Below are 16,622 nucleotides of genomic sequence, written 5' to 3'. Positions count from 1 at the left end.
AAGACGGGATCAAACATATACAAGCGTGGCTATTGTCTCAATTTTTGTAAATGATGAACAAAAAATAAGTTAACACTCAAAAAAACAACGTAAAAATACTGGCTCCTAACTTCAGCCGTAATACCCGAAGGGCATTACGGACTTGTGTACGCACCGTTTGCGGGCTTATATTCAGCTCTTCGGCGATTTCTTTGTGGCTCTTATCCTGAAAGCGGCTCATCTCGAAAATCAAGCGCATCTGAGGTGGCAAAGCGGAAACTTCCTGTTCTACCAAAGCAACAAGCTCTTTCTCCCGAATGTGCTCTTCAACAGTATCCGCTCCGCTATTGATAAAGTCCTGCAAGGATTGTGTATACCGCTCTCTCACTTTCTTATTTCGGTATGCATTCAGTATACGGCTTCGTACGGATGTGTACAGATAAGCCGACAGATTCGAAATTTCCACTGTTTTTCTGTTATTCCATAGGTAGATAAAAATTTCCTGAAGAATATCCCGTACTTCTTCTCTATCCGGCAACCGGCGATAAGCATGGCTATAGAGTACGCCATGAAACCGCTTGTAGATTTCATCCAAAGCGGATTTATTGCCGAGCTTCAGCAACTGAATCAGTTCTTTATCTGTATATAGCGTATCCAATAGAATACAGGTTTATTATCGTACGAAGATATATCCCAAAGATAGAAAATCTATCTACAATCTTCATCTCATCATTTATCAAAAACATCCAACATATTGTCAAAAATCTATATAGAGTCCTACAAAATTGTTTGGATATATATAGGGTAAAATCCTGCCAAAATTCGGGAAGCACAAAAATCATTTTGGCAGGATTTTACCCCTTTTTTGCCGTAAAAATTCGATCTAAACAACAAATAAACAGGATTTAATTATATTTAAACAGAGTTTTTTATGTTTATCCTTCCGGTTTTACACAAAAAACAAAACCGAGGGGAATTTTGTTGTCCCCTCGGGAATTTCCGAAAACCCTTAGGGGGATTTTGATGGTCCTTCGGGGGAACTCCAACACCATTTGGAGAATCTTGCGGGGCACTCGGGAGATTTCCAAACCCCTTAGGAGGGTTTTGCCGATCCCCCAAGGAAATTCCAACACCCTCTGGCGAATCCGGCGTCGCAACCGGAAGGTTTTGAAAACCCTTAGGGGTGTTTTGCTAACCCCTTAGAGAATTTCGCCAATACCTCGGGATAATTCCATCTATTCGTTGTTTTTAGGATTCTTAAGATAATAAAAATGGCCATCTTCCGCACCTATCAGGAGATCCTTATATTTGGAATTATGCCAATTGACCAATGTCGGACTGGTATCATGTCCAGCAAGCACCAACGCGGCCACAGGATCCTGATTTTGATAGTAGTTAAGCCCTTTCTTCGCCCGTACAAATTCCAGTACTGTTGCGTTCTTACTATTCACAATAATATCATTTTTACCATCACCGTTCCAGTCACCTATCGTAAACTTACGTCTTCCGCTCTGTCCATGCTGCTTGGCATTTAGCCGCAATAGCCCCGCTAAACTGTCTACTACAGCATGCTTTTGATCAAAAGCCGATTCGTTAACCGAATAAAAAATCCGCTGTGGCTCTTTCAGCAATTTACCCACACTCTTCGCATCCCGTTCAAAATAAACCAGATAGCCCGCTGTATCCATCATGATCAGATCATTCCATCCATCTTTGTTCCAATCCATGGTAAACGGTGTCGTACGCCATTGCGTCACCAAACTTGATGGCTTAGGGGTCCACCATACCCAAAACGGTTTGGGCACATCGGTACTTTTCCAGTCCACCAAAACCGGTTTAGGCTTTGCCAACACGGCTTTCTCTTTTGTTCCTATGTTTTCATACCATACGACTTCACCAAAAATAGAGTTCACAATCAGGTCAAGCTTTCCATCGTTGTTCCAATCCGACACAGAGAGTGTCGTGTAGCCCCATTTTTGTTCTGCCGGTCCCTGTATCGAACCATTATATCCCGCCATGATCCGAATTTCTTCACCTTCCACTTCCAATGTTTTTGGTTTCGCCCAACGCGGAGCACCGTCATATATACCGAGGTTCTCAATAAAAGCAAAGCGTCCCGCAGAGTTGCCGACGATCAGATCTTCATCCCCATCATTATCCCAATCCACACTTACCGGCGTGACCAAAACACCAAATTTAACATTGTCCGCTTCCTGCTGAAAGTAATACGGATTTTCAAATTGTGGCATACCGTTGCGGATTTCGCCCGTATTCTTAATATATGCTACCCGTCCGTCTTCGTCACCTACGATCAAATCCACATGTCCATCCTTATTCCAATCGACTGCAACGGGTATGATCATTTCCAGATCCATTTTCACAATCCCCTGATTGTTATAGACATATTGCCCTTCCTTAAATATAGGGTTCTCGCGTGTTCCAATATTTTCAAAATAGATCAATTTATCCAAAAACTCACCACAGATCAAATCCAGATCACCGTCGCCGTCAAAATCGGCCATATTGGGTGTAGGCGCACCATATACATCAATTGTTTTTCCATATTGGTCTTTCAACCGTCCTCTGTTAACGTACTCGCCATCCACGTTCTCAATAAGATACACATAACCGTGCAAGGGCCCCATCGTCCACTGCCCATGACTGTTGAATGCATTATCCCAGCCATAATCCCCCCATTCATCGATGCCTACAATGACATCCAAATCTCCATCATTGTCATAATCCACATGCTTCCATTGATTAAATCGACTACGTCCATTGATTTCTTTCTTAATAATATCAATATCAAAGACTTTTTTCTTCTTTTTGGTATAGCTTTTCAGGAAATCGGTGTATATCACCCCCGGACCGCTAAATACAGGCTGGTCGTTGTGATAGGTAAGCTGAATGTCCTTTACCGACTTATGCAACCATTTCGGTTTGGCAAATACAGGCTTTTCATCGCCCGAGGTATTCTCAAACAGATAGACGCCGTTAAATGGTCTACCTTGGCTGGATACGACCAAATCCATATCCCCATCGTTATCATAATCGATCGGCAACGGCCATGCCCATAGACCGACACCCAGGTCGACTACCAAGTCGGGATTATTGTATTTTAAAAACTGTAAGTCATCTGTATTTTGTGTAGAGGTTTGAGCACATAAGCCGATGTTTAACAGGAGTAAAACGGCTGAAAAGGAGTTTTTTATATACATGTTTTTTATTGATTTATCTGTTATTTATTTTAGATTACTACCCAGTTTACTACCAACTTAAGTCTTTTCGCTCATAGAAGACAAATCTTCCATTTTCCTCTCCAACAATCATATTCAAGGTGTTACCCGATCCGAGATGCCCGACAGCGACACCGCATTCATGCCCCCCGTGCAGAATATGCTTTCCTTTAAACATAATCGGTTTTGGATAAGCAAATATCGGATTTTCTTCTGTGCCGACATTTTTTAAGAACAATGGTGTAGACCCTCTTTTTGGAAAATGGAATGGATAACCATTTTTTGGTTCGGGAATAGATTGCTTTCCATACGTACCGAGCACAAGGTCTTTGATACCATCGCCGTCCCAATCCACAATTTCGATCTTTGTCCGACCAACAGCACCTGCTGGCAATCTCGCACCTTTGATAGGGGAACCGTCTTCCAATCGCAGCTTTCCGCCGTCCAATACATTATAATCATCAATCTGCCAATACAAATGCAGTTCATCCTCTGAATCCTGATTGATAAATGCCATTTTTCCACCTAACGTACCGATACCCGGCCGCACCCGCCACGAACCAAACATATCCAATCCCATGTGATAAATAGGTTTAGGTGCTTTAAGTTCCGGGGTGGTCTTGGTTCCGGCATTGAGATACACCGTAAAAACACCCCTAATATCTCCCAGCACAATATCCGGCAATCCATCTCCGTTCCAATCGGTAACGTTTGGAGAGGTGTACCCCCAACGGGCTTCCTGCGGTCCCTGAATACTGCCACGGTATCCTGCCTGTATATGTATTTCCTGCCCTGATGCTGTCAGGCGAACAGGGTTTTGAAATCGAGGAGTTTCATTCGTTCCTGCATTTTTGAAAAACTCGATGTATCCTGCTGAACTTCCCGAAATGATATCCAACATGCCGTCACCGTCCCAATCCACCAAATTGGGGATCACGAGTGAGCCTCCGAATAAGTCTGGATTTTCTTGTAGCAACGGTACCGGACTTTCAAACACCAAGTTACCGTTCTTACTGGTTTCAAACCGATCTTTATAGAAAAATATCCCGCCTTCTCCTTGCGCGATAATACCCGAACGGCCGTCCGTTCCTTCAAAATAGCACACCGAATTTTGCACAGAGGGATGACGCATTAAATTACCTTCCACATCCGCTATATATTTTTTCTCACCCAACGAAAAATTGCCCTGCAAAGGATAAACAATCATATTGCCCAAACGAGAACCAGCTAACACAAATGACTGTTTTTTTTGTTGCATCATACTCAGGCTTCGTAATGTATAAGACGTCTGATCCAAATCCGTCAGCGGTGTAGCTTCAATTTTTGCATCTTTCCAACTTTCCGCATGATATCCGGACAGTCCGACCTGGACGATAGGATAAGGCCAGAAACCCTCCGGGCTATAAGAAACCACACGAGGCCAAGGGGTGTTTGGTCCAAATACACCTTTGTCGCGTACCCCAAATACAAAGAAAGTGCTTCCACCGTTATTCAGTAAGTTCCAGTCCGATATACGGGCAGGCAAACCGGTAATCGTTCTATTGGAAAAAGGTTGAAAAGCCTGTTGGGATCTATCGAACACGCTCCACTGCAACGTAGCGCCAAAACGCCATATCCCATATATGCTTCCATCAGCATCCTGAAAAATAGTGCCTTGATTTTTTCCTTTATCATCAAATGGTGCCTTAATTTTTATAGGTTCGGCAAAAACCGGCGTACCATCATCTGCATACGTTTTAAAGAGGTATAAAAACACGCCTCTTGCCGAATGATTGGTACTTTGTATCCATAAATCGGATACACCGTCGTCATTAGCATCGGCCAACCCCATGATACCAGCTTGATAGGAAGGCATGCAGAAAAAACCTGCTCCTGGCGCACTTCCATTCGGAATGCTCTGCCCACTGACCAGTTTATTTCCAGACGCTTGCCCGAGAGCTTGACCACTAATGAGAAATATTACACAGACAATGATGTGTGTTATACCGTATTTCATCGCTTTATTTATTTCCAATTAAATTAATTCTGCAAGGCTTCTGATGATACTCCTGTTACGACCCCTTCTAAGTTCAGTACGATACTCCCCTGTGAGGTGGACTTCCCGAATCCGAAAGCGGAAGTTTTCCTATCTTTTGAGGTACCACCCCACGCATATAAACGCAACGTAATAGTCTTCGATGAAGGGACCTTCTGAAGGTCTTTATAGCCCGAGAGATCTACGGAGGGTTGTTTTTCCCCATTATTGGACAGACTGGCTACCTCCATATCTTTGGCACCGATTTTATTAAAATTAGTGCCATCCGTGCTATAAACCCAACGATAGATATAGGCAGACCCACTCTGTCTTCTCAGTACCGCATCCAATTTATGCAATGACACTTTTTCTCCCGGTTTTGCTTTAACTGTGAACTCATAATAAGCACCCGATTTTTCTGCCGATTTAAAATCTTTATTCGTAGGGAAGTGTCCATTAAAGCCGCGTGCACTACCCGCTTGCACTGTCACTCCGGGTCCTCTTTTCAACGCCGAAGCTTCTAAATTCGCGTGGACTGCAGTGGCATTAGCCGTTGTTTCCCTACCATTAGACTGTGTGGGAAGAGCAAACTGCCAAGCCAGTAGTTGGTTTCCGGTCGTTTTAATAGCTATTATATTTCTATATGACGTTTTCGGCGCGACATAGTCCTCCACCGGTGCCTTTATTTCTGTGTTTTTTGCTTCTCCGATCGCCCAGTTATCGGTTCTGAAAGAAGATGCCGGAAGATTTTCTTTATTGAATAAATCTCCAATTACCCATGCATCGAAAGCATACCGCACGGCAACCGGATTTTTTACTTTGTCAGATTCTACACGGACGGTCTTTCCCTCTATTATCGCGGTAGCTGGATAAAAGACCTTGTCTGCTCCTGCAATGATAAAATTGACCGATGCTTTATCTTTCAGATACAAACCATCTGCATGATCAAAGTGGAGGATAGCGGATGGGCCTTTCACTTCCATCTTTTTGTACACCGGTCCGGCGTAAGCCACATCCTTGAAGTCGTAGCTTTTGTTCAGCGCTTGGTATGACAAGCGCTTTCCTACGGATTGTTTATCGGGTGGATGTATGGTAAACTGCGAACTGACATCCATCAATACTGCCATTCCAGAATTTGGAATCACATTTTCTGCCTGCATTTGCGCCTCCCGCAGATACGGAACATAAGGTCTCAATTGGGCTAATTTGGTAGACAGCTTATCAGGTGTTCGGAAGATATACGGCGCTATTTGTACGTAATAGAATGGAAAATCGCCTACATTCCACTCTGTCCTCCACTGCTTTACCATGGCTGGGAAGAGTTTGCTATATAACTCTGGTTCATGTCTATTCTGTTCGCCTTGATACCAGATAGCTCCTTTTATTCCATAACCAACTATAGGATGGATCATGGCATTATACAATCCCGTAGATTCATTTTTATTGGAATACATTGAATCCGCAGATGTTTTCACATTCACTTGAGGAAAAGCCTTTAGTGCATCACCGCTCATCCATGCTTGCACCAAAGTTCCTCCCCAGTCGGATTGGACAATAGCTACCGGAACATTCATTTTTTCATGTAACTCTTTAGCAAAAAAATAGGCGGTTGCACTAAAGTTGGAGGTTGTTGCCGGAGATGCCGACAACCATTCGCCCTCCACATCATCCAATGGTTTTGCCCAACTTTTATTCTTCACATTAAAAAAGCGTATGCTTGAATTTTCTGAATTCGAAACGATCTCTTCGGAGCCTGTTACAGGCTGATTTTTGAAGCCCTTTAATGGCATTTCCATATTGGATTGACCGGAAGCCAGCCAGACTTCGCCCAACAGAATATCCGATAGCACCAAAGAACTTTTATCATCCTTTAATTCCATAGTATAGGGCCCACCAGCCTTAGTGGTAGCTACCTTCGTCCTCCACGATCCATCAGCATTTACAGGGACTTGATATGTTTTCTTATTCCACGAAGTGGAAATCGTTACCAACTTGCTTTTAGCCCAACCCCAAATCTGAACATCGGTTTGTTGTTGCAATACCATTCCATCCGAAAATATAGATGGGAATGTGACCTGTGCAAAGACCTGTCCAAATACAACACATAAAAATAGTACTCCTAAAATGACACGCTTCATCATAGTTTTCTCCCTCCAATAACAATTTGATCCATAAAATTAAACATAACATCCTCTTCGCTCCCTCCGACGATATAACAACGCAGAACAATACCTTCCTGCGCTGATACACTATTCAGCGGCCTATACACCTGCAGATATAAAGTCCTTTCTTCTTCGGGAGACGTATCCGTAACCCGGTTCTCCACATTCAGCAGGTACCGCGTAATCGGATCAAACAACAAGCCATTGGTACTATAAGTCCATTTAATCTTCATATTCCCGCTATTTGTTACCGGCGTATAGGTCAACGCCTCTACCGAAAAATTCTTCATCTTGCTATTCCTAATCTCAACATCAAAATACCGTCCCAAAGCTAAGGCTTGCTTCTCATTTTTTGCAGGCTTATCTTTCGTTGCAAACTTCAATTCGCCACGGGCATTCTGTACCAAACCTTTACCCAGCCTTGTCACAATATCAAAATCCCCTATTTTAGAACGGTCTTTCTTTAAGTTCGCCTGAGGTATAGCGACCAAAACAGGGTGCTTCGTATATTTTCTCAAATCTTCCGGCTCCATATTCGTATTGCTTTTCCTGAAATCGGAAATCCGATGGAAAGTAATCATATTCGCATCATGGTAACGGAAACCGTACCAAGAAGTCCGACTGACAAAAGCAATATCATTGCTATCAAATACCCAATCGACATACTGGAAGCCAAAAGTATCCCACGTCCGGAGATGCATCCCTTCTCCCCACTTCAATATTTTTTTCTTAATTGTCCAATTCATCAGATCACTCGAACTCATCAATACTAACACATTCCGTTGGTGCCAGTTGCCATCATGTGTTCTCCCATTCGTATTTCGAAACGACGAAATTTTATTGGTGATTGTCCAATACTGTTTTGATAGGGAATCGTAGCGAATGGTAAACTTAGTCTCGGCACCGGGAAAATGCACAAAATTTCGCTTTTCATTCTTGAAAATCATCTTCATATGCTCCTCATCGACATCGATGAGGCCCGCAATTTCATTCCGGGGCTTACCTTTTGCAGCTCCTTCAATGGTATAATTAACACCTTTACCTGCCCAGGTCTCCAATCGGATAAAGTCTACCAATTTTCCTTCTGGCGTAACAACCAGATTCCCTTCTAGCCAGTTTGGTCGTTTGGCATTTATCCACTTCTCATCAAAGCGGATACTGGTCGTTCTTTTCCAGCTCGATGCCTGTAGTAAGTCCGCATCTTCATCCGCACAAATCGCAAAAGCATGAAAATCCCGTCGGTTTTTGGCATCAAAAGCCTCCTCATAGGCTCTCCATATCTTTCCCTTATGTTTAACAATAGGCACGGGTCCGGTATGAAACATACCCTTAGCTAATATCCCTGTAAACTCATCCTTTGGTTCAGACCAAGTCTTACCCTGATTAGTGGATCGATAAATGACAATATTGCCCCACCCCTTGGAGGTACCCATAAGATAGACATCGCCATTATGCTCGAAGATATTGGCCCAGATCAAAGGGGCTACACGAGAAAGAAGGTTCCATGTTTTGCCTCTATCTTTGGAAACATGCACACTTGTACCCCGGTCAAAATCATGCGAAACCAAATAGTCTCCATTGGATAAGATGACAATACTGGGTGAGGCCACTTTTTTAACGATAGGATCTTCTTCTGATTCGAACACAACCGTACCCACACTTTCCGGAAAGGGATTAAATCGTTGACTAAAGGCCGTATTTAGGAAAAATGTACAGCAAATTATAATAAGGAACTTAAAAACATTTATTTTTTTCATCATCTATATTTTTATCGTTTTATAGTTTATTACCAGCTCAAATCTTTCCTATCATAATAAATAAAAGTCCCATATTCCGTACCTACGATCAGATTAAGCGTTTTTCCATCTCCCCCTATATAACCTGTTGTCGGCGCGCATTCATGCGCTCCCAAAAGAATATCTTCACCTTTAAACTTCATCATCTTGGGAAATTCAAAAATCGGTTCTGCGTCGGTTCCGGCATTTCTCAAAAATAATACAGCCGCTCCCTCGTTTTTTATCTTGCGATTATAAGGCAAGCCCGTCATCGGATTTGGTATAGCTGCTCCCCTGCCTGTACCAATCAACATATCCTTTACCCCATCCCCATCCCAATCAACTATATGCGTTTTTGCCCTGCCATATTGCCCTCCTTTTCGGCGGTGCCCGTGTATGTTTTTACCATCTGTTAACTTTAATTTTCCAGCATCGTCTATATTGTAAGTATCTGTTTTATAATACAGGTGAAAATCATTGTCTCTATCTAAAATTATATATACATCTTTGCCACCCATTTCTGCCACACCAGGAATGGAACGCCAACCGCCATGTACATTCAATCCTTTGATGTAAAGTGGGTGTTCAGATTCAAGCGCTGGCTTTGATTTTGTTCCTTTGTTGACGTACACCATAAATTTTCCTCTGCTGTCTCCGGTCAGAATATCGGGTAAACCATCTTTGTTCCAGTCGTAAACTACCGGACAGGTATAACCCCAGCGAGCTTCATGTGGCCCCTGTATATCTTCGCGATAACCAGGTTGAACATGAATTTTTACGCCTCCTGCTTCTAAAGCAACCGGATTCTGATAAGCTGGTTTTATGTTGGTGCCTGTATTTTTAAAGAACAAAATGTTACCTGCAGAGTTTCCTGAGACAATATCCAGCACACCGTCCCCATCCCAGTCTGTAAGACTGGGAACTACCAAAGAACCTCCATAAAGGGTAGGATTCTCCTGTAAAATATAAGCGGGATCTTCAAAAACCAGATTACCGTTTTTATCTTTTTGTTTCGTGTTCTGATAGAAGAAAATACCCCCCTCTCCCGAGAGCAACAGACCTTCCGTTTGCCCGGGACCTTTAAAATAAGTAGGATAACCGTTTACCGTTGGTGTTCGCTGTATAATATGGTTTTTATCGACTACGTATTTCGTAGGGTATAATCCGTTTTCATCTATCGGATAGGCGTGTATATTTCCCATCCTAGTTCCGCAGATTACATATTTTTCTTTGCTTTTTGTTTCATAACCGGTATAACCGCTGATACCGAAATAAGTTTGGTTCAACTCGGTCAAAGGTTTTGCTTCCAGTTGTTTGAGGTTCTCCAGATCATTTACCAATGCTCCGTAAATACCCACTTCGGTTAGTTCATTGGGCCAGAATCCTTCGGGTGTGTAATAAAGGCTGTCGAACTGCATTTTTATCACAGGAGAAGTGGATACCTTTGCTATGGTAAACAGGAAAAGATATTTTCCTTCCGGTGTTTTTACCACACCAAAAGTGGAAAATCCTCTTGGCAAACCATTAACAGTTATTGATTTCGCTTCGTCAAAAGAAGTGCTTGATTTATCAAAAACCGATGTTTTGATTGCTTTTCCCCCAAATCGCCAAAATCCATGAATCTGTTTATCCGAGGTTTGGATGACAGTCCCCCTATTTCTTCCTGTATCTTCAAAAGGAAGTTTTATTTTTACGCCCTGTGAGAATACAGGTTCGCCTTTCTCTGTTAATTTTTTGAAGTAATACAGGTAAGTACCCGGTGCCCTGTTATCTGATTGCAGAAAAAGGTCTGGATATTCATCATCATTTACGATGGCCATGCCCATAATCGCTCCTGTAATAGAGGGCAACGCAAAATGCCCTATTCCATCGGCAGAACCGTTTTTGATGGGCTCTCCGCTTACAAATGTACTTTCTGCTTGCTGAGCAAGAATATGCAACTGGTTCATCAAAAGAACCAAAATAAAAAGGATTCTGTTCAACATATTTTTATTTTATTTTTTATAAATTCTCTCCAAGGTCGTTACAAAATCCTTCCTCCTACCGTAATCTTGTCATCAAATTTCACATAGCTACCACCATCATCTCCATTAACAAACACACAGCGCAATATGGCTCCATCTCTCCCCTTAACCTTATTTAGTGGCCTATATACAGGCAGGTACAACGGTGGGTTATCAAAGATTACTCCATTAATCCCCTCTACACGGTGCAAATAATCGGTAATCGGATGAAAAGTCTTGCCGTCTATACTGTACACCCATTTCAACCTAAAACTTCTGTTGTTCCCTTTAATGGATGCTTGCAGCGTTTCAAGCGAAAAATTATCCCCTTTATGATTTACTATCTTTAGCTCAACATATCGAAAGGCTTTCATCGCTTGGTTTTCATCGTTAGAGATCAACTGGTTTTTCAAAGTGATATGCCCCTCCTCATCGATATCAATCCCGTCTCCTATAGAAACAGCCACCTCAAAATCACCAAATGTTAAATCTCCATTTTTAATACCCTTAATTGGTATATCAAACAGCTTCGGATGCTGCGTATATTTCAATAGATCCTCCGACTCTTCTCCCGAAGTGTTCCTGAAATCTTTAACACGGTGAAAGGTGATCATATTGGCATCATGGTAACGTTTACCATACCAGGATGTCCGACTTGCGAAGACAATATCTTCCCCATCAAATTGCCAATCCACATATTGAAAGCCAAATGTATCCCAAGTTTTTAGCTTTGCTCCCTCATTCCACCGCAACACTTTCCGTTTCACCTTCCAATGGACCAGATCCTCAGACTGCATCAAGACCAGAACATTGCGCTGATGGGTACTCAGATCATGCGTACCACTTGTATTGACAAAAGTCGTAATCTTATTGGTAATCGTCCAATACGATTGAGATTGGGTATCATAACGGATGGTGAATTTGCTTTCAGCTCCGGGAAAATGAATGTAATTTCGAGCTTCATTCTTGAATGCTATGGTCATATTCTCTGCGTCGACATCCAGAAATGCAGCAACCTCATGCCGAGGTTTACCACTTGCAGCACCTTGAATCTCATAGGCGATGCCTGATCCCGGCCAGGTTTCCAAGCGCATAAAATTGATCAGTTTACCTTCAGGGGTGGCCACGATATTCCCTTCCAACCAATTCGGACGCCGGGCGTTAATCCAGGACTCATCAAAACGAATGCTATTGGTTCGCTTCCAACTGGATGCTTTCAACAGGTCAGCATCTTCATCGGCACAGACAGCAAACGCATAAAAGTCCCGGCTTTCCGCCGAATCAAAAATTTCTTCATACGCCCGCCATATTTTCTCGTTATGTTTTACGACCGGAACCGGGGCAGTATGAAACATCCCTTTAAATAATATACCGTTGTTTGCATCCGTCGGAACTGTCCAGTTTTTACCTTGATCGGTAGACTTATAAATAGCTATATCTCCCCTGCCCCCCTTTGACGTTCCCATAAGATATACATTCCCATTATGTTCAAACAGGGTCGCAAAATTGGATGGTGACACTCGGGAATGCTGCGTCCAGGTTTTTCCTTGGTCTTTGGATATATAAACACTGGTCCCTCCGTCGTAAAAAAAGGAGACCAGATAATTCCCATTGGACAGTACGAGAACACTCGGTGATTGGACCGTATAATCGTTGATGGGATCATCGACCTCAAAGACGATCGTCCCCGGATAGGGATTAAACGTCTGTTGTACCGAGTCACCGTCGTCCTCCTGCTCGGATATAGGTGGTACCTTCTTGCATCCGAATAGCAGTGCAACAAATAAAACAACTACGATCTTGGTATGCCAACTCTTCATCCCACGTAATCTATTCTGCAATCGTCACCGTAAAGGTTTTCATAATCGGTTCACCACCATCCCTGACGTTCGATGCGACAAACACGACTTCATATACACCGGGCTTATCGTAGATAAACTCATATTCGCCCCAATTACCGTCATTCTTAGGTGTTAAGAGTGTGGGCTTGTCCTTTCCTGCATTAAATCGGGGAAGTTCTAAAGCTTTACTAATGGCGTAACCCTCTTTGAATTGCCCCAAACGAGGGTGTTGTTGGCTGGAATTAGTATTCGAGGTTTTATTGTTGAAAATACCATTCCAGTTTACCTGCGTGGTACTGACAGTAGGTCTGCTAGCCGGTTGTTCCGCTGACGCCTGATTCTCTACCCACTTGAAATCCATTTCAGCTTGTTTGTATAGCTCGGTGGACAAAGAGCTATTGTCAATCACAACCCCTTGAATGCTTGACTCTATCACCCTAAACTGCACTCTTGATGATTCGGCTTGAGTTGTACAATGCCACGCCAAATAAACCGGTTTGCCTTCGGCAAAAATATCAGAGACATCTTTGACTCCGGATTCTTTGTATACCGCAATCCCCTCAGGTTTCCCTTGAGGCAACTCAAACCGATCGGTAATAGGTATCCATGTAGCAGCTTTAACACTCGCATAAGCATTGATGTCTTCGCGCTCGCCATTGAAATCGGTAGAGTATAATAATTCCGCACAATCGTAGTTCTCGGGACTTCCATTATCCGGAGACTTACCCGATCTAAAACTTAGATTAGCCATGATATCATAAAATCGATCCTTGTCTATATAATCATACGCATTACCAAAGGTACCCGAGTAAAAATCAATTAAATCCGGATTACCGGACAGCTGGAAACGCACAGTGTCCTTCACGATTTCGGTTACTTCTACGTCGAACTCCAATGCTCCTTTTACCGTAGGATCTTCAACATCAATCTTCGGCAACTCGATAACCTCTACACTGTCGGCGTTACATGCCAAGATAACACCTATACTCAGTGCCATCCAATATTTTATTATACCTTTCATCTGTATATCATTTATTATTCATTACTGAATATTATTATTCCTCGATCGTCAGCTTTATCGTCTTCACAATTTCTTTCCTCCCCGCAAAATTCACATTGAAACCTACAAACGTAACTTCAAACTCACCGGCTTCCTCAAATGCATAGGTGTACTCCGTCATGTTCTCCATTTGCATTCCCTTGACCACAATGGGATAATCTTTACCCAAATTCATCTGATCAGGCAAAGTGATCGGACCGCTAACAGCATATCCTTCTTTCAAGAGGCCAGCAGTATTATCGAAAATACCATTCCAATAGATTAGGGAATTGGTAATGCTCGGTAGATTCGAAGTCTGTGCTGCAGCCTCTGGATTTAATGACCATTGAAAGCCCATAGCTGCTTGTGAAACTAATATTCCCGAAATATCAGGTTCATTCGTAGCAATTCCTTTAAGATTGAAATCTGCTACCTGAAACCGCGTCCGTTGTGAAGCTTCGTTTGTCTTACAATACCACGCGAAATATACCGGCTTACCTTCTTCAAATATGTCCGTGACATCGGCAGTTCCAGCATCCGAAAAGGTTGCCGATGTACCATCAATAGGCGGGATATCAAATCGATCCGATATATTAATCCAGTTTACCGCACTCACATTGGTATAATCGTAATTTTCGTTGAATTCCGTGGTATACAACAGCTCTGCACAGTCTTCATTATTACCTGCAAATTTTGCGGCCCTGAAACCTAACGTCGGCATATATTCATAAATACGTTCGACGTCCTGATACCGATATTCCTTGCCATAACTACCGGGGTAGAAGGTTATCATATCCGGACTGCCTTCGATATGGAAGATAATGGTATCGCCCACCTTATACACGGCCTTGTCTGTCCAGACATCTAAGTGGGGTTCTGTAATTTCATAAGAGTCGCGACAAGACATGACGACAAACAGAACGCTCATTAAAATTAAATACTTTTTCATTGGACTACTTTTCATAATTACCATCCTGGGTTTTGAACTAATTTTTTATTTACGCCCATTTCATACGATGGGATTGGCCACCACTGATCTCTGCGTTCTACACTTCGGAAATAGGTGCGTGCACGCACATAGTAGGAAGAGGTAAACGTCTGCGGCGTTTCGGCCTCTCTCGCAACCATATTATCGTAAAATACACCCCAGCGTATTACATCATTCTTACGCAGCATTTCGAAACATAATTCCCGTGGTCTTTCATCCCGAACCTCTTTCTTAAAGTCGGCATAGTTTCTATCCGTAAAGTCCGTCGACGGACTAGCCACAGTAGGATCTAACCCCAGTCCCCTGCGTTGAACCATGTTGAGGTATTCTATCGCATCGTCATTGACCCCTTGATAAACCTCGTTGTATGCTTCGGCATACATCAATAGTACATCCGAGTACCGCAGCAATGGGAAGTTTTGCGGAGTCTGCGAGTTCAGCTTGGGAAGCACGGTCTCATATTCTCTTCTGAATTTACCGCAAAACCGTTGGTACTTTGAATCATTTACGCCCCATTCTGTTTTCGTCGCAACTCCCTCTACATTCGTATAATAGAATGGTGCGACATTCCAATTTTTACGCTCATCATTGGCATCATATAAGTCGTACAAATAATCTGTAGACCGCAATACACCGATGGACAAGCCAATTATATTATCGATTACCGGGTTTCTGATTCCGTTATTCCTTCCCACCATTCCTGCTGTGGGATAAACCGCTGTTCCATCGCTATGAAATTCTACCTCAAAGATACTTTCCTGTATATCGTACTTATCCTGTGCGTAGTTGATAAAGACCTGTTTGTAGGATGGATTCAATGCATGAAACCCTTCATTGATCACGCGGCCCGCATATAACATGGCATCTTCATATCTTTCTCCTTCGTTGTACGGATAACCTGCCAAATACAGATTCACCCGAGCCAGTATACCCCATACGGCTGATTTAGAAACACGTCCGCCCGTACCGACCTCGCTCGCCGGTCTTACCCAAGCAGCAGCTTGTTCCATATCCTTTAGGATTTGGGTATACACTTCCCTTCCTGTTGCCCGCGGATGTTGTAATTCCTCAGCAGTTGCATTTTTTATCGGTGTTAATACCAGCGGAACGCCTTGAAAACGTGTCACCAACATAAAATAATAATATCCCCGCAGGAACAAGGCCTGTCCTCGGATATCATTTCGTCTGGACTCATCGATTTCGATCGCTGCATTGTCAACGTTGGCCAATAGATTATTTGCCCGGTCGATACCTACATAGCAGGAACGCCAGTAGTTCTGAATTTTCGGATCGGTTGGTGTTACATTATAATCACCGACTGAATTCTCGTCTGTACTGTAATCTTCATAAGCCTCATCTGCTTCTAATCCCATTCTGCCTAACATATTATTGCCGTATAGATTACCATCAGCTAGCGCTGCATAGACACCATTCAAGGCATAATTCAACTCAGCTTCCGTCGTATAATAATCATCCTTGACCATCGCATATTTTGCCGGATCGATGTCCAACAGGTCGTGACAGGATGTTGCTAAATAAAGAACACTTACTATAGCTATTTTTTTAATTATATCTTTCATACCCA

Annotated in this window: 10 protein-coding genes; all 10 read right to left on the bottom strand. The window is 42.8% G+C overall.

Annotated elements, in window-relative coordinates; translation table 11 throughout:
* Nucleotides 1-76: 76 nt before the first annotated feature.
* Nucleotides 77-637 (bottom strand): RNA polymerase sigma factor, encoded by a 561-nt coding sequence (locus G5B30_RS05395; RefSeq protein ID WP_206367024.1) that lies wholly within the window; start codon nt 635-637, stop codon nt 77-79.
* A 577-nt stretch (nt 638-1,214) separates the two neighbouring features.
* Nucleotides 1,215-3,197: an FG-GAP repeat domain-containing protein gene (locus tag G5B30_RS05390; RefSeq protein WP_165318946.1), complete on the bottom strand. Its 1,983-nt coding sequence runs from the start codon at nt 3,195-3,197 to the stop codon at nt 1,215-1,217.
* Nucleotides 3,198-3,246: 49 nt separating this feature from the next.
* The gene (locus G5B30_RS05385) at nt 3,247-5,211 is read right to left on the bottom strand and encodes an FG-GAP repeat domain-containing protein (RefSeq protein ID WP_165318945.1); all 1,965 of its coding nucleotides are present in this window, start codon (nt 5,209-5,211) and stop codon (nt 3,247-3,249) included.
* 23 nt (nt 5,212-5,234) lie between these two features.
* Nucleotides 5,235-7,370: a sialate O-acetylesterase gene (locus tag G5B30_RS05380; RefSeq protein ID WP_240903107.1), complete on the bottom strand. Its 2,136-nt coding sequence runs from the start codon at nt 7,368-7,370 to the stop codon at nt 5,235-5,237.
* Nucleotides 7,367-9,151 carry a sialidase family protein gene (locus tag G5B30_RS05375; RefSeq protein ID WP_165318944.1) on the bottom strand — a complete coding sequence of 595 codons (1,785 nt, stop codon included), beginning with the start codon at nt 9,149-9,151 and terminating at the stop codon, nt 7,367-7,369. The genes G5B30_RS05380 and G5B30_RS05375 overlap by 4 nt, the downstream gene beginning before the upstream one ends.
* 26 nt (nt 9,152-9,177) lie before the next feature.
* Complete coding sequence (locus G5B30_RS05370) at nt 9,178-11,151, bottom strand: FG-GAP repeat domain-containing protein (RefSeq protein WP_206367023.1); 1,974 nt, start codon at nt 11,149-11,151, stop codon at nt 9,178-9,180.
* 38 nt (nt 11,152-11,189) lie between these two features.
* Entirely contained in the window at nt 11,190-12,989 is a 1,800-nt protein-coding gene (locus G5B30_RS05365) for a sialidase family protein (protein WP_165318943.1), read from the bottom strand.
* Nucleotides 12,990-12,999: 10 nt separating this feature from the next.
* Nucleotides 13,000-14,031 (bottom strand): DUF5017 domain-containing protein, encoded by a 1,032-nt coding sequence (locus G5B30_RS05360; RefSeq protein WP_165318942.1) that lies wholly within the window; start codon nt 14,029-14,031, stop codon nt 13,000-13,002.
* 34 nt (nt 14,032-14,065) lie between these two features.
* On the bottom strand, nt 14,066-14,998 hold the full coding sequence (locus tag G5B30_RS05355; RefSeq protein ID WP_165318941.1) for a DUF5017 domain-containing protein: 933 nt from the start codon (nt 14,996-14,998) through the stop codon (nt 14,066-14,068).
* A 17-nt stretch (nt 14,999-15,015) separates the two neighbouring features.
* Nucleotides 15,016-16,617 carry a RagB/SusD family nutrient uptake outer membrane protein gene (locus G5B30_RS05350; RefSeq protein ID WP_165318940.1) on the bottom strand — a complete coding sequence of 534 codons (1,602 nt, stop codon included), beginning with the start codon at nt 16,615-16,617 and terminating at the stop codon, nt 15,016-15,018.
* Between the last annotated feature and the right edge of the window lie 5 nt (nt 16,618-16,622).

Source organism: Sphingobacterium sp. SGG-5, assembly GCF_011043525.1.
Classification (GTDB): Bacteria; Bacteroidota; Bacteroidia; order Sphingobacteriales; family Sphingobacteriaceae; genus Sphingobacterium.
This window is presented reverse-complemented; position numbering and strand designations above follow the sequence as displayed.

Excerpts from the sequence above, each read along its gene's own strand:
- G5B30_RS05390 (WP_165318946.1), bottom strand. The coding sequence starts at position 3,197 with ATGTATATAAAAAACTCCTTTTCAGCCGTTTTACTCCTGTTAAACATC.
- G5B30_RS05385 (WP_165318945.1), bottom strand. The coding sequence starts at position 5,211 with ATGAAATACGGTATAACACACATCATTGTCTGTGTAATATTTCTCATT.
- G5B30_RS05380 (WP_240903107.1), bottom strand. The coding sequence starts at position 7,370 with ATGATGAAGCGTGTCATTTTAGGAGTACTATTTTTATGTGTTGTATTT.
- G5B30_RS05375 (WP_165318944.1), bottom strand. The coding sequence starts at position 9,151 with ATGATGAAAAAAATAAATGTTTTTAAGTTCCTTATTATAATTTGCTGT.
- G5B30_RS05370 (WP_206367023.1), bottom strand. The coding sequence starts at position 11,151 with ATGTTGAACAGAATCCTTTTTATTTTGGTTCTTTTGATGAACCAGTTG.
- G5B30_RS05365 (WP_165318943.1), bottom strand. The coding sequence starts at position 12,989 with ATGAAGAGTTGGCATACCAAGATCGTAGTTGTTTTATTTGTTGCACTG.
- G5B30_RS05360 (WP_165318942.1), bottom strand. The coding sequence starts at position 14,031 with ATGAAAGGTATAATAAAATATTGGATGGCACTGAGTATAGGTGTTATC.
- G5B30_RS05355 (WP_165318941.1), bottom strand. The coding sequence starts at position 14,998 with ATGAAAAAGTATTTAATTTTAATGAGCGTTCTGTTTGTCGTCATGTCT.
- G5B30_RS05350 (WP_165318940.1), bottom strand. The coding sequence starts at position 16,617 with ATGAAAGATATAATTAAAAAAATAGCTATAGTAAGTGTTCTTTATTTA.